The sequence below is a fragment of the Dysgonomonas sp. 25 genome, assembly GCF_010501075.1.
GTDB lineage: Bacteria > Bacteroidota > Bacteroidia > Bacteroidales > Dysgonomonadaceae > Dysgonomonas.
This window is the reverse complement of record NZ_QVMN01000014.1, coordinates 19,685-40,094: the sequence shown is the minus strand read 5'-3', so window position 1 is coordinate 40,094 and position 20,410 is coordinate 19,685. Positions and strand designations below refer to the sequence as shown.

General features: G+C 42.6%; 17 protein-coding genes. 8 read left to right on the top strand and 9 right to left on the bottom strand.

From position 1 onward, the window contains the following. Positions 1-168 precede the first annotated feature (168 nt). A complete protein-coding gene (locus D0T66_RS15350; protein WP_163358179.1) occupies positions 169-1,359 on the top strand; it encodes a carboxypeptidase regulatory-like domain-containing protein in 1,191 nt (396 codons plus the stop codon). 145 nt (positions 1,360-1,504) lie between these two features. After that, on the top strand, positions 1,505-2,749 hold the full coding sequence (locus D0T66_RS15345; protein WP_163358178.1) for a DUF4468 domain-containing protein: 1,245 nt from the start codon (positions 1,505-1,507) through the stop codon (positions 2,747-2,749). Between the two features lie 539 nt (positions 2,750-3,288). On the opposite strand, the gene D0T66_RS15340 is transcribed toward D0T66_RS15345, so the two are convergent. From D0T66_RS15340 to D0T66_RS15325, 4 genes are all read right to left on the bottom strand, one after another. Next, entirely contained in the window at positions 3,289-4,275 is a 987-nt protein-coding gene (locus D0T66_RS15340; protein WP_163358177.1) for a leucine-rich repeat domain-containing protein, read from the bottom strand. Between the two features lie 335 nt (positions 4,276-4,610). Continuing rightward, positions 4,611-5,630 carry an NAD-dependent epimerase/dehydratase family protein gene (locus D0T66_RS15335; protein WP_163358176.1) on the bottom strand — a complete coding sequence of 340 codons (1,020 nt, stop codon included), beginning with the start codon at positions 5,628-5,630 and terminating at the stop codon, positions 4,611-4,613. Continuing rightward, positions 5,627-6,250: a lipid-A-disaccharide synthase N-terminal domain-containing protein gene (locus D0T66_RS15330; RefSeq protein ID WP_163358175.1), complete on the bottom strand. Its 624-nt coding sequence runs from the start codon at positions 6,248-6,250 to the stop codon at positions 5,627-5,629. The genes D0T66_RS15335 and D0T66_RS15330 overlap by 4 nt, the downstream gene beginning before the upstream one ends. Beyond that, on the bottom strand, positions 6,240-6,989 hold the full coding sequence (locus D0T66_RS15325; RefSeq protein WP_163358174.1) for a glycosyltransferase: 750 nt from the start codon (positions 6,987-6,989) through the stop codon (positions 6,240-6,242). Before D0T66_RS15325 ends, D0T66_RS15330 begins: the two co-directional genes overlap by 11 nt. 154 nt (positions 6,990-7,143) lie before the next feature. Here D0T66_RS15325 and D0T66_RS15320 point away from each other — a divergent pair, with 154 nt between their 5' ends. The 5 genes from D0T66_RS15320 (at position 7,144) to D0T66_RS15300 (ending at position 14,551) form a co-directional block, all read left to right on the top strand. After that, complete coding sequence (locus tag D0T66_RS15320; RefSeq protein ID WP_163358173.1) at positions 7,144-8,805, top strand: glycosyltransferase family 39 protein; 1,662 nt, start codon at positions 7,144-7,146, stop codon at positions 8,803-8,805. Positions 8,806-9,615: 810 nt separating this feature from the next. Then, positions 9,616-10,794: a leucine-rich repeat domain-containing protein gene (locus tag D0T66_RS15315; RefSeq protein ID WP_163358172.1), complete on the top strand. Its 1,179-nt coding sequence runs from the start codon at positions 9,616-9,618 to the stop codon at positions 10,792-10,794. 428 nt (positions 10,795-11,222) lie between these two features. Continuing rightward, on the top strand, positions 11,223-12,446 hold the full coding sequence (locus tag D0T66_RS15310) for an S-adenosylmethionine:tRNA ribosyltransferase-isomerase (protein WP_163358171.1): 1,224 nt from the start codon (positions 11,223-11,225) through the stop codon (positions 12,444-12,446). A 2-nt stretch (positions 12,447-12,448) separates the two neighbouring features. Next, positions 12,449-13,483 carry an endolytic transglycosylase MltG gene (mltG, locus tag D0T66_RS15305; RefSeq protein ID WP_163358170.1) on the top strand — a complete coding sequence of 345 codons (1,035 nt, stop codon included), beginning with the start codon at positions 12,449-12,451 and terminating at the stop codon, positions 13,481-13,483. Positions 13,484-13,498: 15 nt separating this feature from the next. Next, positions 13,499-14,551, top strand: a complete 1,053-nt coding sequence (locus D0T66_RS15300) for a hypothetical protein (RefSeq protein WP_163358169.1) — start codon at positions 13,499-13,501, stop codon at positions 14,549-14,551. Between the two features lie 64 nt (positions 14,552-14,615). Here the strand turns inward: D0T66_RS15300 and D0T66_RS15295 are convergent, their stop codons facing one another. Further along, positions 14,616-15,422, bottom strand: a complete 807-nt coding sequence (locus tag D0T66_RS15295) for a hypothetical protein (protein ID WP_163358168.1) — start codon at positions 15,420-15,422, stop codon at positions 14,616-14,618. A 251-nt stretch (positions 15,423-15,673) separates the two neighbouring features. Here D0T66_RS15295 and D0T66_RS15290 point away from each other — a divergent pair, with 251 nt between their 5' ends. Next, a complete protein-coding gene (locus D0T66_RS15290; RefSeq protein WP_163358167.1) occupies positions 15,674-16,630 on the top strand; it encodes a DUF4468 domain-containing protein in 957 nt (318 codons plus the stop codon). A gap of 594 nt (positions 16,631-17,224) precedes the next feature. On the opposite strand, the gene D0T66_RS15285 is transcribed toward D0T66_RS15290, so the two are convergent. The 4 genes from D0T66_RS15285 to D0T66_RS15270 form a co-directional block, all read right to left on the bottom strand. Next, entirely contained in the window at positions 17,225-18,394 is a 1,170-nt protein-coding gene (locus D0T66_RS15285) for an ATP-binding protein (protein WP_163358166.1), read from the bottom strand. 97 nt (positions 18,395-18,491) lie between these two features. Then, positions 18,492-19,463 carry a RhuM family protein gene (gene rhuM, locus D0T66_RS15280; protein WP_163358190.1) on the bottom strand — a complete coding sequence of 324 codons (972 nt, stop codon included), beginning with the start codon at positions 19,461-19,463 and terminating at the stop codon, positions 18,492-18,494. A 94-nt stretch (positions 19,464-19,557) separates the two neighbouring features. Beyond that, positions 19,558-19,869: a DUF1016 N-terminal domain-containing protein gene (locus tag D0T66_RS16480; protein WP_370520815.1), complete on the bottom strand. Its 312-nt coding sequence runs from the start codon at positions 19,867-19,869 to the stop codon at positions 19,558-19,560. Between the two features lie 182 nt (positions 19,870-20,051). Beyond that, on the bottom strand, positions 20,052-20,408 hold the full coding sequence (locus D0T66_RS15270) for a helix-turn-helix domain-containing protein (protein WP_163358165.1): 357 nt from the start codon (positions 20,406-20,408) through the stop codon (positions 20,052-20,054). Between the last annotated feature and the right edge of the window lie 2 nt (positions 20,409-20,410).

Sequence of the window (20,410 nt, the reverse complement as noted above, 5' to 3'; positions counted from 1 at the left end):
GATAAGTATTTGTTATTTATTACTCCCTTTAATACGTATAATCTTAACCGAAATTTAATTTTTTGTCTATTTTCTTAGACAAATCTTTTGATTTACTTCCCGTGTGTTTTATATTTGCAAATATAATACTACAATATAGATAAACATATCACCTAAAAATAGATTGCTATGAAAAAAATGCTATTACTCCTTTCAATTTTTGCGTTATCGCTTTCTCTCGCAGGGCAGGAAGCCAGAATCATGGGGAAAGTAACCAACCTGAAAAAAGAGGCAATCGCTGATGCAGTTTTGGTATTGATGAAAGATAAGAAGGAGTTGGCAACGCTCACCACACAGAAAGAAGGCACTTTTACATTCGAAAATGTAGGAAAAGGCATCTATACCATAAAGACAACCCACCCCAATTATGAAGAATCTTTGACGCAGATCAACATCAAGGAAGAAGGTGCTAACAATGTCTATATACATTCTATCGCTCTCGAAAACGAGGAAAGCCGGAAAGCAGCACAAGCAAATCAGGGGGAAGAAGCAGACAATGAATCGATAGCCACACTCAATGGGACAGTGGTTGTAGGGAAAATTTCGGATCTTATGGGAAATCCTCTCCTCAAAGCACACGTAGAACTAATAGATGAAAAAGGCACAACAATAAAACAAATAAAAAGCAGAGACAAAGGAATTTATGCCTTCACCAATGTCGAGGCAGGCATATATACGATAAAAGCCAGTCACCCCGATTATGAAAGCGCAAAGGGCGAAGTGAAAGTAGATGAACCGGACGAAGAGGCAAAAGGCAGCCTCGTAATGAAGAAAGGTCCTTCCCTCATTCTCGAAAATGAAGCAGACAGAGCATCAGCCGGCAAATTACCCCAACAAAAGCTGAACGAAATAAGGAGCGACAAGGCTATGACATCCGGCGGCGTTTCTGTTGCTGTCAGCAAGAATAAGCTACAAGGATCGTCAATAGCTGAATTTTCGCTGAAAGATATAAAAGGTAAGACCTGGACAAACAAATCCATCCTGGGCAAACCCACCGTTATCAACTTTTGGCATGCCGGATGTATGCCATGCATCAAAGAAATGCCCCAAATGAACAAGTGGATAGACGAATATCCGGAAGTCAACTTCCTTTCTTGCACATGGAACTCGTCCGAAGTGGCCAGACCGATTATCGAACGGACGCCTTTCCTCTTCAACAATATGATAGATGGGCAAGACCTGTTCGACAAACATGGAATCAGGCTGACGCCTACCACCCTTGTCATCGACAAAGATGGTGTCATCCAATCGGTGGTGATAGGAGCAAGCAGCAACAACCTGCAGAGAATCATCGATAAAGTCAAAGAGCTCAGCGAATAAATACCCCTCGGGGCTTCATATATCCACTCTTAATTTATTCCTTTGGGAAGATACCAAAACGAAGATTTTTGCGTTTTATCCCAGAGGATAAATTAGTTTTGTTATCTTTAAGTCTTCATTTGAGAAACCTAAAACGAATATATCAATGAGTGGAAAATATCTTTTATTATTAGCCGCAATCCTACTATCCGCAACCAGTTTGATTGCTCAGGACGATACCCCTTACCTGAAAGGTGCAGTAACCGAAATGAACGGGAAGGTGGTCTTCAATAAAGTCATCAATTCGAATCCGAAATTAGACGACACCCAACTGTTCAACAAAGTAAACGAGTGGGCTGAGAAAACATACAACCTGAACGACGGCAAAACCAGCAACCGCGTATTGCTCTCCGACGCTTCGAAGAAGCAGGTAGCCTGTCTGGGCGAAACGAATATCGTTTTCGGGCGCAAGCTTATATCGTTGGATATGGCAGGCATGACATATCAGCTAATACTGAAAGTCGACAACGGTGCGTGTGATGCCACCGTCAAAGGAATCAACTACGACTACAGCAGCGGCAAAGAAAACGAAAAGCTCTTTGCCGAAGATATGATAACCGACAAATATGGACTCACCAAGAAAGGCGACAAGTTAGCCAATTACTACGGCAAATTCCGCAAAGCGACCATCGACAGCATCAATGTAATATTCCAATCGTTGGAGCAATATATCAACGGTGCTTCCAAGAAGAAGGAAGTCCAAATCGTATATATCGACAAAGCCACAGGCCAACAGATAGCACAGCCGGATGTCGCAACGCCTCCTGCGCAGACAACCGCTCCTGTTCAAACGGCAGCACCTATTCAGGCTGCAACGCCGCTGGCAACTACAGGTACGACTTTCGAAGGTTACAAAAGCATCAGCCCCGACAATATCCCGGGCAACTACATTAAGCTGCTCAACGACTGGACGCTCGTCACATCGGGCAAAGGTGAAAACGTGAACGTAATGACCGCTTCGTGGGGAGGTTTAGGTACTTTCTGGAACAAACCGGTGACATTCCTTTTCCTCAACCCTACCCGCCACTCTATCAAAACGATGGACGAAGGCGAAACGTATACTATCTCGTTCTATAGCGCTGCCTACAAGGACGTATTGCTATATTGCGGCTCGAATAGCGGTAAAGATACTGACAAAGTCAAAGGCTCGGGACTTACCCCTGTCAAATTGCCTTCGGGCGCAACAGCCTTCACCGAGGCATGGATGATAATAGAGTGTCGCAAGATTATCGCACAACCAATCTCGGAAGCTGCGGTAAAAATAGCCAAGTCCGAACTGGAGGCAGGATGGACGAAAGACGGCCTGCACAAAATGTATATGGGCGAAATACTGAATGTCTGGGTGAAATAGCCTTATTCTTTCAGTCACAATATAAAGGCTGCTTTCTATGCGAAGGCAGTCTTTTTTATTGCTGGCATGTCTATTCTCGCCTGTGTAAAATGTGACAAAGGTGTCACTTTTGTGTTACCCTTTTGTTACTTTTGCGCACTTCAATTCATACTCATTATAAGTCTGTTAAGTAAAAAAGGTATACAAAAAGTATATATTATTTGTGCATTTTTTAGTGTGGTTACTTTTTTGTTATTTAACCACAAACAACGTTCGAGGAGCGTAGGCGACTCAAAGGGCACAAAGTAAAAGAACGGTTCTGTCATGCTGAGCCTTTTCCCGACCCAACTGTGAACAGCGCAAAGCGCAACGAGATCCCTTGCTTCCGCTCGGGATGACAATCTATATGTCAACTCATTAACTTGTCTACTTGTCAACTTTTCTTGTATAGATAAAAATCCCCTGCTCTCGTTGTAGGCAATTAACAATCAGCGATCGAGGAGCGTAGGCGACTCAAAGAAGTCCCTCTCCATTGGGAGAGGGATATAGGGTGAGGTGAATTACGGACAAGTAGGTTTGCTTACAGAGCTACCATTCTGGGGAGCTACATTCCAATCAAAAATCTTCGGACAATAATTCGGATGAAGCTTAAACTTGTTCACTTCCGTCTGTGTCAGTTTGTTATAAGAGCAATCCAGCACCATTAACGTGGTGTTGGTCGATACATCCAACGTAGTCAGTTGGTTAAAAGAGCAAAACAGCACCGTTAAAGCGGTGGCTCCCGATACATTCAAACTCGTCAATTGATTAGCTTGGCATCGCAACTCCACCAGAGACGTGTTGGCCGATACATCCAACGTTGTCAGTTGGTTATAATATAACAAAAAATGCGTTAAAGCGGTGGCTCCCGATACATCCAAACTTGTCAATAGGTTATCATGGCAATCCAGCCACGTTAACGCATAAAGTTTATCTATTCCGGTAGAGGATGATAAGTTTCTGTAACCAATATTTAATTGGGTTACTCTTTTCTCGCCGCATATAGTTGCCCAGGTAACCCCGGCAAACTCGGCAGGGTCGCCACTTAGATTCCACCCCAGCGTATTGCTCGGGTTGGCATTGTAGAGGTCTTTCAAGGCTTGCACGTCCTCGGCATAGCTGCCTTTGAGTTTAGTACTTGCTGCACCTGATAGTTGCGACCATTGTTCGCCATCCCATACAAATAATCCGGCGGGCATCCCACACGAGGGAGCATCCAAGGTGTTATAGACTACCAATCCCACATGATCGGCCATATTATAACTCTCCGAAGTATTGCCTATCGACTGAGCCAATTCTGTATCTGTAGTAGGTTTTAAGTTGCTTAGCTGCACACGCGGCAAACCCAATCCCAGCGTAGATGTGCCATCGGGTTTCATCTTCAAGTCAAGTAGTGCGCCGGCATAGGGTTTCTCTGGACTTCCTATAGTCACCTGCGCTTGTAGAGTAGTAGTAGTTGTTGTAAATAAGGCTATAATCGTGATAGCCAGTGTTAAAGTTGTTCTCATAACAATATCAAATTGTGAATTAGCATATTAGCATATCCGAAAAAGGTTTTATCATAACTTTTGTTATGCGGAGCAATATTTATCGGCTCGCTGCGATTCGTTGAACGCTGTTTGCCCCTACAAAGATTTTGTCATTCACTGTTGATTATCACTGCCCGCAAGACAAAATAATTTTTCTACTAAAACCTTGAATTATTCTGAAATATTTGCTAATTTTTATAACTTAATAGGTTGGTTGATTAAAAAACCATGCCTGATGTATACAATATTTTCACCACTTATAAGTATCGATGCAAAAGCAAAAATAAGGCTTTCTGGCGGGATAAACAAAAAATCTACCAATAATATGCTTTGTACCAATCAATAAATCTTCGCACCCCTTCGCCAAGAGGCGTGGACGGCTTATAACCCGTTTGGGCTTGCAGCGAAGTAGTATCGGCATATGTTTCTTTCACATCACCCGGCTGCATCGGATACAATTCGACAATCGCCTGCCGGTCACACGCACGCTCCATCTCGGACACAAAAGCAGATAAATCAACAGCCGCCGAATTGCCAATATTAAATAATCTGTAATAGGGATGCTCGCCTGCGCTATCCGGAATGACCGTTATTGTGCGGAATACCCCTTCGGCAATATCCTCCACAAAAGTGAAGTCGCGCAACATATCTCCACCATTAAACAATTTGATGGGCTTCCCTGCAAAAATAGCTTCCGCAAAAAGCATGGGCGCCATATCCGGCCGTCCCCACGGCCCGTAAACCGTAAAAAAGCGCAAGCCTGTTGCCGGCAACTGATAGAGGTGGCTATAAGCATGAGCCATCAATTCGTTGCTCTTTTTGGTAGCGGCATACAAGCTGACAGGATAATCGACGTTATCCGTTTCGCTGTAAGGTATCTTGTTGTGCATACCATATACCGACGAACTGGAAGCATATATCAGATGCTTGATATGATGATGGCGGCACGCTTCGAGTATATTGGCAAAGCCCACCATATTGGACTGCACATACAGCATCGGATTTTCGATGGAATAGCGTACCCCCGTTTGCGCGGCTAAGTGTATGACATAATCGAATTGCCCTTCGGCGAATAGCTGTTCTATATCCTGCGAATCGGTAATATCCGTTTGGCGAAAGGTATAATGCGGAAAGAGCGTGCCGGTTATGTTTTTTTTCGCCTCCATCTGCGACGTGTCTATACCACACGCTTTCAGGCGAGCCAGCTTTAAGCCGACATCATAATAATCGTTCAGGTTATCGAGCCCTACGACCTCTATATTTTCTTCTTTCAACAATCGTTGTACGACATAGAAACCGATAAATCCTGCTGCTCCTGTAATTAATATTCTCATTGTTGCCTTTTTGCCAGCCACCAGTTGCGGCTGTAAATGATAAATCCTACACTGTGTCCGACGATTAATACCGGGTCGTTGCGGAATATTCCGTAAGTGACAATAGCAAGCGACCCTACAATGCTCATCAGCCAAAAGCCCCGGGGGAGCAACGACTGGTGGCGGGTACGCGAATATTGCCATTGGTAAATAAACCGGAAGACAAAGATAATCTGTCCGAACGAACCGAACAACAGAAGCGGCAACGAAATATTCGCAAAATCGAAGAGACGTTTTCCAACCATCTCTATATCGACAAACACGTAGGTGAGAGCGGCAAGAGGAATCAGGTAAATAAGCAACCGTATCGCCCGGTGAACTTTCTTCCAGTCGCCTTTTTCATTCAGGTTCCAGATGTAGATATAATACGAGATAAATTGTCCGAGGATAATGGCAAAATCGTTTCGCAGCCAGCCATATGCGAGGAAGAGGATAGCCGCCAGCAAACTCAACTGCCAGTAGACAGCGGGCGAAACAACCTGTCTGGCTTTTTCGGACATCAGCCATTGGATAAGCATCCGCGCAGAAAAGAGAAGCTGCGCCGCAAATCCTATCGCAAAAATCCACCAGTTATCTGTCATTTACTTGGTCGGAGATATTTTCGGAGTGAATGGAATAATTGATATATCGTTTACGCATCCAGCGATAGGCAAAGCAATCGACAAATGGCGCGACAAGCCTGTTGCGAAGATTAAACTTCGATTTTCCTGCCGTTCGCTCGAAGTGGCGTACAGCGATTTGCTTCACTTTCCCCTGTTGAAGCTGAATCAGCGCGGGAAGAAAGCGGTGCATCCCTTTGAAGAAAGGAATCCGTTTGGCATAGGCTGTGTCGATTATCTTCAGCGGGCAACCCGTATCTTCTACCCCGTCGTGTGTCATCATCCGGCGGAATTTGTTCGCAACTTTGGAAGACAATTTCTTGCCGAAGCTGTCTTTGCGCCCCGTGCGGATTCCCATCACCAGCGCATATTCCTGCCGGTAAGGGAGCAACAATTCGAAATCTTCGGGGGTTGTTTGCAGGTCAGCATCGATATAAGCGACGTAAGGAGACTGTGCCGCATCTATCCCTGCCTTAATAGCTGCACTCAATCCGGCATTTTTAACAAATGAGAGGTAAAAAAAGGCTTTGTTCCGTTTGCATATTTCCTGTACCAGTTTGCCGCTATTGTCTTTCGACCCGTCATTGACGAAAAGCACGCACGAACCGACCGACGCATGCGACAGGTATTCCGCCAATTCTTTCTCGAGGCGGAGCATATTGTCTTCTTCGTTGTATATCGGAACAATAATAGTCAGTTCGAACAATCCGGTCTTATTCATTACAGGAATCTAATATTTTGCACAAAAATACATTTTTCTTTCCAATAACAGGCAAGATATGGGTTGTTCGCTACGTTTAATAAGAATATACTATCTTTGCTATGCTAAAAAGGCAAGACACCCTGCTATCCGGAAAGATTAATTTAATTGAGCTATGGTAAAAACAAAAAATAACCCTGTTTATTGTATCATTATCCTCGTCGTTTGTTTTTTCGCATTCTTCATGAACAACCATGTCATTCCCGCCGACTACATGGAATCGCGCAATCTGGCTACGGCACAGGAAATGGTGAAAAACGGCAACTACCTGATGCCGACAATGAATGGCGAATTAAGGCTCGAGAAACCACCTTTGCCCACATGGATAGCAGCAGGTATAGAGCATCTCTCACCTGACAATCTGATGCTTCAGCGATCGATGGCGGGATTGGCGGCCACGGCGATGATTTTCTTCCTTTTTCTGGTGGTGGCACGCGTCTCGCGAAGTTACGATATAGGATTCACGGCGGCACTGCTCTGCGCATCGTTCTACAATGTCGTTATGATGGGGCGTTTAGCCACATGGGACATTTATTGCCATTGCTTTATGCTGGGAGGCATCTATTTCCTGATACTGGCATTAGACCGGAAAGGCAGGCAATGGGGCTGCTTCTTCCTGTCGGGCGTATTGATGGGATTGTCTTTCCTGAGCAAAGGGCCGGTTTCGTTTTATGCCTTGCTACTTCCGTTTCTCGCTTCCTATGCGCTGGTTTTCCGCCCACGCATGAAAGGTAAAATCCTGCCTTTGGCGATGATGATAGCCGTATGCCTGCTGATTTCTTTCTGGTGGTACGGGTATATCTGGATGTTCCATCACGAAGAATTGCTTGCCGTTGCCGGGAAAGAGACGACCGCCTGGACTGATCGCAATGTGCGCCCGTTCTGGTATTATTGGAAATTCCCTGCCGAAGCGGGAATATGGGCGTTGTTCTGGGTGACATCGATCGTTTACTTCTTTGCGAAGCGGAACAATACGGATAAGCGCGAGGTGTTTTCTTTCTCTATCATCTGGATGTTCCTTGCATTGATTCTCCTCTCAGTCATCCCCGAAAAGAAAACCCGCTACCTCTTCCCCTTACTGATTCCGGGAGCAATCAATATAGCGATGTATATTTTCTACAGCGCCAAATATGCCATGACAAAGGGCAACAAAGTTATCTTCCGGCTGAATACGATTATTGTCGCACTGGTTTTGTGCGCTATTCCTGTGGCAATGTATATCATTTTTGTGCAAAAAGAGCTGATTTCGCTATCGACATATATTATAATCACCGTCTCGTTCCTGTTGCTCGCTGTAGTTATGCTGAAAGGATTGTGGCGGAAAAGGGGCATCGCCGTTATGCGGATTTTTGCCTGTTTCATCCTTGCGATGATTGTTGCCGAATGTTTTTATGCCGAACCTGTCAGGAATCTTTTTATCAACGAAAAACGGCATAGCATCCGCCTATTGCGGGATAACGAAAGGCTGAGAGATTTGCCTTTCTATCATAATGCGGATGAATTTCTGCGGATGGAACTGGTTTACGAATCCAACAGGGTCATTACACCGTTAGATTTAAATAATGATTCGGTTTTTTACGGTAAATTACCGCTTGTGCTGATTACGCAAGAGCCTACCGACAGTGTATTGAAAGGGAAAAATATCGAGATAGATTATATCGGTACTTTCGACAATAACTGGCAGAAACAGCGGAACAAAAAATATAACGAAAAGTTAGTTTCGCATGTAGCTGTCATCAGAATTGCCCGCGATTCGGTAAATTTATCGGAGAATTAATGCTGTTATTTATATATTTTTCGTTCCTTTGCTGAAGTATAGCTATACAAATCATGTGGAATAATTCACCTATATTTTTATTTAAGATTCGTTTTATCAACCTGATAGTTGAAAAAATGAGACTTTCACACACACACACACACACGCGAAGTATAGTCAATATTTCGGATTAATCCAAGGTTTTAGAGAAGAATTTTCAAAGAAAAGTTACTTCGCCCTACGGGCAGTTACTTCGTGCTTCGCACAGTTACGAGTTACAAGAGATAACTTGCGAACTGCTGTACGGCTTTGCCCCTACTCGTCACTCGTAACTTGTAACTCGTCTACTAAAAAATATGCTTGTGTTAATGTCAGGGGAAGAACCCCCATTTCGTCCCGTCTTCTCCGTGAGGAGAAGCGGGATTTTTCAGTTGACAGTGAGCAGCACTATTCAGTCAACAGCAGGCCCCCTCAATCCCCCAAAGGGGGAAGTATATCATCCTCTTCTATCAACAATAGAGCCCTTGTAGGGGCGCACCTGCGTGTGCGCCCGCAAATCGATATATACGGGGCAATATTTATTGCCCCATACACCCAAGTTGGCAAGAGATCCCTCGTATCCACTCGGGATGACAATAACCGGCCCCCTTTATCCCCCAGAGGGGGAAATAGGTTTGCACCACCATTCAATAAAAAACGAAAATATATCCTTCTCTTAGCCTCCCCCACGGGGAGGAAAGGAGGGGCTTACCAATACAACTATTTATTCACCCGGCTTCCTTTTCTCCCCCTGCGGGGGAGGCAGAGGGGGCTTTTATTTTTTTTTACAACATGAAAAGAACTTTGACACAGGCTATTATCATATTAGCCTTATTTACAGCAATTAGTTTGCAGGCACAGGTAACCATCGGCAGTGCAGAGCCACCCGTTGACGGTGCGTTATTAGACCTGAAAGAGCATGCCCCCGATGCCAATAATGCAACGGCAAAGCACGGGCTTGGATTGCCGAAGGTGGAACTTTCGGATTTGAGCAAACTGAAGATAGGAACAGCCCCCGAAATAACGGGAGCAGATGCCCTGAACCACACCGGACTGATAGTGTACAACACCAAAGAAACAATGTGTTTCTCTAAGGGATTATACGTGTGGGATGGAGCGACATGGGTGCAACTGTCGGGAAGCCAAATCACCAAAAAGGGCAGCTATGCCGAGGATGTGCAAGCCCTGAAAGACCTCTACAATGCCAACCCGGGCAATACGCTGGGATGGAATTTGAGTGGCGACCCCGCAAATTTTGCCGGGGTTACCTGGACGACTATATGCGGCGAAAAAAGAGCAACGCAATTGAACGTTTTTAACAAAAAACTAACCTTTGCTACCGGAATCGGTAAACTGTATGCTTTGACATATCTGGATTGCGGTCTTAACCAACTGACTACTTTGGATGTGTCGTCCAATATGGATTTGACAGAGTTGTCTTGTGGTTCTAACCCACTAATGAGCTTGGATGTGTCGTCCAATATGGCCTTAACGATACTGTATTGCCAAAATAACCAACTGACTACTTTGGATGTATCGGCCAATACGGCCTTAATAACGCTGTATTGCAATGATAACCAACTGACTACTTTGGATGTATCGGCCAATACAGCTCTAACGAGGCTGAATTGCACTCTTAACCAACTGACGAGTTTAAACATATCTGCCAACATGGCTTTAATATATCTGGATTGCGGTTATAACCAGTTGACGGGTTTGGATGTCTCGGCTAACATGGCTCTAACTCAGTTGGTTTGCCGAGCTAACCAACTGACGAGCTTGGATGTGTCGACCAACACGGCCTTAACGAAGCTGTATTGTGATGACAATCAATTGATACAGGCGGAGGTGAATAAATTTAAGCTTCATCCGAATTATTGTCCGAATATATCTTGGTGGTATGTAACTCCCCAATATTTCCCGGGCACGACGACAATAGATCCTTCTGTAACCAAGCCTACTTGTCCGTAAGCACCTCACCCTATATCCCTCTCCCAATGGAGAGGAAACTACCTCCCCCAATGGGGGAGGTTGGAGGGGGTGGGACTGTTTCTCTGTGTTCTTTGTCATCCCGAAGCGCAGTGAGAGATCTCACTGCGCTTTGCGCTGTTCATAGCCGGGTCGGGATGCTTCGCCAAAGGCTCAGCATGACAGAACCGTTGTTTTACTTCGTGCTACTCCGTGAAAAACTCTGTGCGGCTCTGTGGTTAAAAAAACAGAAAAGTAACCTCACAAAAAATACTATTCTTTGTACCGGAAAAAGACGCTAATATGCTTATAATAAGAACAAATGAAAATAACTTCCGGGACAAAAAAATGGTACAAAAAAGCGACACTTTTCGGGCTTTTTGTAGGGGTTAGCCGATGGCTAATGGGCAGGAATATGTATCTTTGCAGCTATGCAAAACGAGATACATATCGACGATTTCGACTATCAGTTACCCGACGAACGAATAGCTAAATATCCGCTCCCGGAGAGGGATGCATCGAAATTATTGGTCTACCGGAAAGGTGAAATCATCGATTCGCAGTTTACCTCCCTGCCGGATTTCCTGCCTGCCGACAGCCTGTTGATATTCAACAACTCGAAAGTCATACAGGCACGGATGCACTTCCAAAAACCGACAGGCGCACAGATAGAGATATTCTGCCTCGAACCGCATGCACCGCACGACTATGCATTGATATTCCAGCAGACAACAAAATGTTCGTGGATCTGCTTAGTCGGCAACCTGAAAAAGTGGAAGGAAGGCTATCTCGCCAAAGCGATTACGGTCAACAGCAAGCAGGTAGAGGTATCTGCCCGCCGCTTGCAATCGCATGGCGACAGCCATATCATAGCGTTCGAGTGGAACGATAGCAGTATTACCTTTGCGGACATACTGGATGCTATGGGCGAATTGCCTATCCCACCCTACCTCAACCGCGAAACGGAAGAGCAGGATAAGCAGACCTATCAGACTATCTATTCCAAAATAAAAGGCTCGGTTGCAGCCCCTACGGCCGGATTGCATTTCACCGAGCGGGTATTGCAGGAGTTGAAACCGAAAGGTATAAGTACGGACGAAGTCACCCTGCATGTAGGGGCAGGCACGTTCAAGCCCGTGAAAGTGCAGCATGTGGACGAACATGTTATGCATGCCGAGTTTATCGCTGTACGCCGCGAGCTGATACAACATTTGCTTGATCATACGGGTAAGATAGTAGCCGTCGGCACCACTTCGGTACGGACATTGGAAAGTTTATACTACATAGGCGAATTGCTCGAAAAGGATGCTTCGCCCGAAAACCTGAAAGTCGACCAGTTCCAGCCATACAAGGGCGGAAGTTCGCTATCGAAGGAACAGGCATTAGAGAACATACTGGATTACCTCGACCGCAACAATCTGCACAACCTGATTGCCGAAACACAGATAATGATTAAGCCGGGATACACGTTCCACTTGGTGGACGCAATAGTCACGAACTTTCATCAGCCCAAAAGCACATTGCTGCTGCTGGTTTCCGCCTTTACGGCACTCGATGGGAAATACGACTGCTGGCGCAGGATATACGGGCACGCGCTAAATAATGGTTACCGCTTTTTGAGTTATGGAGATAGTTCCTTACTTTTACGGGATTGATTATGAAGAAGAAGATTAAGATCATAGCCATTGTCGCTGCCGCTCTCCTGCTGATTGCCGGAGGTGCGGGCGCTTATATTTACTCGGTTGTCAATACCGGCTTCGGCATAGACAAAACGGTCTATATCTACATCGGCGAGGACAAAGACTATGACAAACTGGTGGCTGATATACGCGATTCCGCCAAAGTGGAGAACATCGGCAGTTTCAACAGTGTGGCATCATGGATGAAGTATAACCATTCGACGATGAAGCCGGGGCGATATGCCGTCAAACCGGGCATGACTGTCCGCTCCCTCATCCAGCAACTAAGAGCCGGCACACAGACATCGGTACGGTTCACGTTCAATAACATACGCACCAAAGAAGACTTTGCGAAACGCGTTTCGGAGCAACTGATGATGGATGAAGTCAGCTTGCTGGCAGCGCTGGATAACGAACAGATATGCGGCAACTACGGCTTCACGAAAGAGTCGGTGGTGGCGATGTTTATACCCAATACCTACGAACTTTACTGGAACATCAGCGTCGACGGATTCCTCAAACGGATGAAACGCGAATACGACGCTTTCTGGACAGAGGAACGCCGTGCAAAGGCCGCAACTATCGGTCTTACTCCCGATGAAGTGTCTACCCTTGCCTCCATCGTAGAGGAGGAGTGTACCTATACCGATGAATATTCCACCGTCGCAGGCCTATACCTCAACCGCCTGAAGCGGGGACAGCTATTACAAGCCGATCCGACCGTTAAATTCGCCGTCGGCGACTTCAGCCTGCGCCGCGTACTGAATAAGCACCTCGAAACGGATTCGCCTTACAATACATACAAATATGCAGGGCTTCCTCCGGGACCTATCCGCATACCATCTATCAAAGGTATCGACAGTGTATTAAACTATAAAAAAAGCGATTATCTATACATGTGTGCCAAAGAGGATTTCTCAGGGCGGCACAATTTTGCCAAGACCTTAGTGGAGCACAACAAAAATGCAGCCAACTACCGCAAGGCACTTAATAATCAAGGGATATACAGATAACAGAACCAGCCCTATATGAAAACACATACCTTATTCCTTATTGCAGCAATTATATTATGCCTTACTTGTCTGTTGCACTCCTGCAACAGCAAAGCAAAGAGCAATCCCGACCAGACAGTTCCGGCACAAGCGCAAAGCAATAATAGCGGTGAGCCTAACATTCCTTACCGTCCCGAATCACAGATGGATGAGGAGGAAGAGGAAACAACTGAAGATGGAAGCTGGAACAGAGAATACGACGACATCGACTGGGAGGTATATTACATCGAAGAAGCACCGGAGCAAGAGGAAAAGAAATACCTCTCCGTAGAGTTTCCGTGGGATGTGTCTTTCCTTGCCGAAGCTCAGGAGACAGCCATCGAAGACCCGGTCGTTATCGACAGCCTCAACAACATGATGGAATATGTCTGGAACACACATGGAAACTGGGATACGGGCGATTTCTATTTCTTAGATGATGTTCTTCCATCGCATATCAAGCCAATTGTTTTCAGGAGGCATGACTCTGACGAATATGAAAATTATACTTATAGGGTACTCGACCTCGAAAAACGCCAGAAAGTCCTTATCTATTATCCCGACTTTTCAACAGGTTATGTCGCCTATAACAAAATAGTGGAGTATCTGTCACTCAACAGATTTTCTATCAATTTTTATAGTCTCTATACGAATAACAGAACCCTTGCCCGCACCTTGCTACCCAAACAGGTTTATGACGAGAAGTACCAACATCTGGTCAACTGCTTATTGGTTGCCTATAATGATTTTCAACAGCAGGAATCCTTATTAGAGGAAGTTGCATCGGCTATGGCACGGCACGAATATCTGATGGGGCATCCCGATTACGAAGGCAACCAATGGATTCCGCAGGAGATAGGACAACTCATCCGCAAACAACTGCCCGAATCATCCATCGAAGCGATGAAAAAGGATGACGAGGAAGCCAATGTGATGTGGATTTATTCGTTCTGGGTGAGACGCGACAGGGAAGATAAGACGGAAGAAATATACAACCTCCTTTCGGCTATAAAAGCGGATTATGAGGGAGCAACCACAACGGAAGAGTAAAAAGTAAGGGGCAGCACTTACTCAAAAATGCCACCCCCGGAATATATATAATGTGTGTTTATGTTTATTTGTAATCCGCCGGTGTATACTTTATCCTGAACAACTGACGCCCGTTCTTATCCTTATAAACCATCACAAAAGTGATCTCATATGCATGTAAAGCAGCCCAAACATCACTTTGAATTTGAGGTAAAAGCATCTTTTTCAACTGTCCATCTAACGTTTTCAATTGAGCATCGCTATATCTACTGAGTACTGTCTCCTTCATATGTGTGATAACAATTTCCACCTCATTATCCGGTAACAATTCTACTTTGTCGTACCGGTTCGGAGCGATTACTGTCGGACAGGCATTATTCAAACCATTTACAATTTCCTGCAAACCTTCCTTGCTATTTTTGCTTCCAGCATTCGAAGTTTTCAAATAATCCTCCGGGGTAATTCTTATTCGAAATAACTCCCGCCCCGTATTGTCGCTGAAGCAGAATGACACAGTTGTTGTGCCCGTACATAAAGGACTCCATGAAGGGGTTTGTATAGCAGATAACAATCCATCCTTAATCCCTGTCAAATCCATTGCTGCAATCTCCTCATCCGTATAAACACTCAGCACTGTTTCTTCTACGAAAGAAACAAAGATGCCGACTTCATTCTCTGAGATAAACTCGACTTTATCATAGCGCGTATCTCCATTATCCATCGGGCATTCTTCATTCAGAGAACGCACGAAATCCTGCAACTCCTTTTGCTTCCTGTTTATCAATTGTTCTGCCGTCTTATTCTCCGGATTGGCTGAATAAACGGTGTTGCTTGCACAGGTAAAGAATAATCCGAAAACGACCATACCTACCAAAAAACTAATTTGTTTCATCCCCAAATTTATTTCAATTTATAATAGTTCGTATCATCACTATATTTGACACCTTTCCGTAGCAGGGGTTTAACGGGAATTGAGCTATAAATCGATAAATGAGACAAACTGCCTCTTTTCGTAGACCAAAGAGGATATTGGCACGACGAAAATCAAATTTTAACTTATTCGAAGGGTACGCTTTTTATTCGACCTATCGGGAATTCGATCGTTTTTCTTACCTTTGAGGCTTACACTAAATCACAAACGCTATGTTAAGAATAATTTTATCTTTTCTTTTTATTTCAATCGGCAGTCTTGCCTATTCACAAAATATGAGCATCGAGAGGGAGCCTAAAACAACGAAACCTTATATTACGAGTAAATTTGATACGCTGGTTGTCGGCAACATCATTCATCTGAAAAAGGGACAGGGGCTCAACGGAGACTTTATCAATGTAAAAGTTTTAAATCTTAACGACGCACCGGTAAGATTGGCAGAAAAAAAGTATACATCTAAAGAACAAGCTGTTAAGTATTTCAAGAAACAAGATGGGGTTATATATGCCTTCACGGATCTTTTTTGTATCAATATCGAAGCGGGATTGGTAAAGGGCGAGATAGAGGTAGACAATTTCAAACAATCGTATTATGACGAAAATGTGATATTGCCGGAAGATGATGCTTATATAGAGAATCTGATGCCTTATTATTATGAGGAGTATCTTATTCCTTTCGACTCGGTAAGCGGCGAATGGAAGTATCAGGAAGTAGTGACTATCGATGGAAGCAAGATGAATAATTTGTTTATGAATGCCAAAACGTGGGCGGTGAAAAGATACCATAACTACAAGGCTGTAATGAGGATGGAGGATGCCGATGCAGGACGGTTGATATTGAAAAACGACTACCAAATAAACAATAATACGTGGCTATCGTATGTCATTACAATAGATTGCAAAGACGGCCGATACAAATGTATGGTAGACGATATATTTTTAGAAAAGAGTGACGAGAACCGTTTCGAAGCAAATCCGCACGTTCTGAATGCGTTGTTGGTGTCTAATTGGGACAGGTTCTATAACCAAACACTCTCTGATGCTGAAAAGAAAGACGCAAGTTCAATTTTCAATGAGCAAAAAGACATAAACAGAAGCATCAACAATATAATAGATGATATATTCATATCGCTGAAAAAAGAAATGACCAAATTGGATGATGAGTGGTAGACCTTAACTCTTAATGTTGGAAAAGTTATAGCTGTACTTTCTTCGTATTTACGTAAAAAAAGCAACCTTTTCAGGTTGCTTTTGCGGAAGCGGGGGATTGTGAACCATACCCATCAACCTTGTATTTATCAGCATTTTATTTGTTCAGATCGCCTTGGGGTGAACACTTTAGGAGAGGCTAATTTGACACATTTGTCACTTTTTTGTCTGCCATTGGAAAGTGTTATTTCCCTGTTACAAATATAAGGATTATATTTTTGAAAAAGAAGAATTTTTTTACCTCTTCTACATATCATCTATAGATAGACCCTTCAAGTTTACATTATACTTTGAAATCTCTTTTTTTATCAATTCTGATTTTGCTTGAAGTAGATTCAAATTTATTTTTTGGAGATTACGTTTTACTTTTGCAATCAGAGCTTTTTTGTCCAAACTACTGAGAGTTATTCTTGGATTGAATGAAGTTTCGCTCCAATATACTTAGTTCGGTATTTCTATTAAAAATTTCATAACATTATTTAATACGCATTATTGTAATGACCATTACAAAGACAGAATAAATATTTAGTACTACACTAAGAGTCTGTTTTACGTTCAATAAGTCAAGCCCAATTGCCATAACGGAACAACATTTAAAAAGCCGCTTTCTATATCGTCTTTTACAATATATCCGTTCTCAACTTCTTTGATTTGCTTCTGTCCCTTGTTCTTACCTCCGACTTCAAATGTTTTATTATCAATCAGAAAATCGGAAACAGGCGATGCAAATACATCGTGTCTTACCCGCATTTGATTCAAAAAGAATGTTTCCCGAATATTGCCTTTATTAGAAGTGTCTTCTGCAAGGGTGTAAATCAGATTCGTATTGTCAAGGTATATCTTATCCACCTTCCCCAATCCACGAATACCGCCTGTGTTGTCTCTTAGTTGAGATATCATTCCTGCTTCTTCAATATACAGGCAATAATCTGCAATATTATTGCGGCTAGCAGATAGCATTTCGGCGATCTTACTCATATTGGGTTTGAACGGTGCGCTCTTGGAGATGATAGCAAGCAATTGTTTTAATTTCCTGCCGGTTGCTACATTCATGTCTGCATACATCGGGATATCATTTTCTAAGGTTTGATTGATTATCTGACCTAAACGTATCTCAAGATCTTCTTCTAAAGCAAAAGGGTAATATCCTCTCTTCAGATAATCTGCAAAAAGAGGCTGCGGACGTTTTAAATCAGCTATCTCAACTTTATGTTCCAATATCTCTTCCAAAGAATATGTTTTTGCCGAAATATTATGAAACAGTTGCAAGTATTCACGGAAAGACAAGCCTTGCATATTGTACATAACAGCCCTGCGGCTCAGATCAGAAACTCCTTTCTTTATATCCAGAACGGAAGAACCTGTGAAAACGACTCTTAAATCTTTGTGATAATCATAAATGAGTTTGAGTTCTTTTGCCCAGTCCTTGTATTTATGGATTTCATCTATAAACAAATACTTGCCACCGTACTTAACAAAAGTGTCGACCAATTCAGTAATCCGATTATCCACAAAATAAAAGTCTTCTGCTGTTACATAGAGCGTTTCTGTTGGATTTAGATTTTGTTTTATATATTGTAATACAAGCGTTGTTTTTCCTACACCACGAGGACCGATAAGTCCAATCATCCGACTTTTCCAGTTGATCTCATTGTACATATAGCGTAAAAAGCCTGTATCTGCTTCTTTTATCAGCTTGTTGGAATATTCAAATAGCTTTTCCATATTATCTATTTTTTACAAAGATAATATATTTGCACTCAAACAGTGCAAATTATTGGTGTTTTTGCATTGTCATGACGCTTTATGTTAATAAACAGATCTACCCAATCAAATTCACAATCACTTTTATCATCATATCTTTTTCTTCTGTCCTACTTTCGGCAATCATCAGAGTTAGAGCGACGAGCGTGTTATTTTCAATACGCTTTGTAGCATCAGCATTGTATAATATTCCGTTTTGATCTAAGAACCAAATAAAGAGAAAAGCAGCGATACGTTTATTCCCATCACTGAAAGAATGATTTTTTGTTACCAGATACAGAAGCATTGCTGCTTTTTCTTCCACGCTCGGGTACAACTCTGTTCCATCAAATGTCTGGTAAATTGTATTGATAGAGCTTTTGAAAGATTCGTCTTTCTCATTTCCAAAAAGTATTCCTCCTCCAAATTTGTCGTACAATTCTTTGATAGCTTCTTTTGCTGTCTCATATGTAGCACGAAATTGCTCCTTTGTTTCACTAAGATCTATTGTTAACTGCTGATGGTCGTATTGATCCAGAATATCAAGCCCATGTGCATAATCTGATATAACCTGCAATATACCTTTGGCTCCATCATCCGACAAGGTAGGTCTTGTTGCTATTCCTGTCAACACTTTGATAGAATCCAATGCTTCTTGCAGTTGCTTTACTTTAGCTTGCTGATTGACAACAAAGCTTTTTACAAGATATTCCTTGAGAATTTTATTAGCCCAGATGCGGAATTGTATTCCTCTGTTTGATTTTACTCGATAACCGACAGATAAAATCATATCTAAGCTATAGTGTTCTACTTGTCTTTCTACGACTCTGGAACCTTCAGTTTGAACTGTCGCAAATTTTGCGACAGTTGGAATATTCTCTAATTCTTCCTTAAGGGCATTGTTGATGTGTTTTCCTATTGTCTTGATATCTCTGTCAAACAACTCTGCCATTTGCTGGCGATTGAGCCACACAGTATCATTCTCTAACTTTACATCCAGATTGGTAGCCCCATCTGATGTTTGATATATTATTATCTCTCCTTTATTCATTATTCTAATATAGGAAATATTATTTATATAATTGGTATTAAAATATATTTTTTCGCTATGCACTTCAGGCAAACTCAAAAAATCAACCATATAACTATCCTTGAATAATATTAAGGGCCAACAACCTTAGAATCTCATTTTCTCTATCAATTTGTGTCAATTCAATTGACACAAATTCTGTTGAACCGTAAGTTTCATAGAATTGTACCATTCTATATATTGTTCTTCGATTATATCCTTTCAGCTCAGGCTCTATTTCTTTCAAGTAGTTTACAAGGTTATCTACCACTCCTGTACCCCATTCTGAATTTTTAAGTTTTTGAGATACATATTTGCCGACTTCCCAATTTGTTAATAAGACTTCTGTATTAACAGTCCGATAGGCTCTATTCTTGTGAAAAGAGATAATAGAATATATATCCTTAAACTCTTTCTATATATTATTTATCTCATATAACATTTACTTTGATTTTTCTGTATCTCACAAATTTATCAATTATTATTCAATGCATTATCAAATAAGTAATGAAGTTAATTCCCATAATAAAAATCCCCAAATCATTTTAATTAATCCGGGGATAATAACTTTTATTTATTTCTGATTTTTCTCCTTTCCCTATACTCTCTATGATTTCTAATCAACTCCTCCAAACACTCCTCTCTCCTTTTCACCAACCGCTCTTTCAAAATACGCTTGATTTCAGCAATGGTGTAATAGGTCTTACCTGAGATAACAGAATAAGTTATTACTCCATTGGTGCGTAGCCGTTGAAGTGTGCGTTCGCTAATCCGAAGAAAGGTGCAAACTTCGTAACTATCCACCCACTCCTCATCCAAATTGGTATTTTCCGATTCTCGTTTCTCTTTTATAAAGTCGGCAATAGAATCTATTTTTTCTACTAATCTTTTAAAAGATTCCGAATCCAATATTATCGCTTCTTTCATAT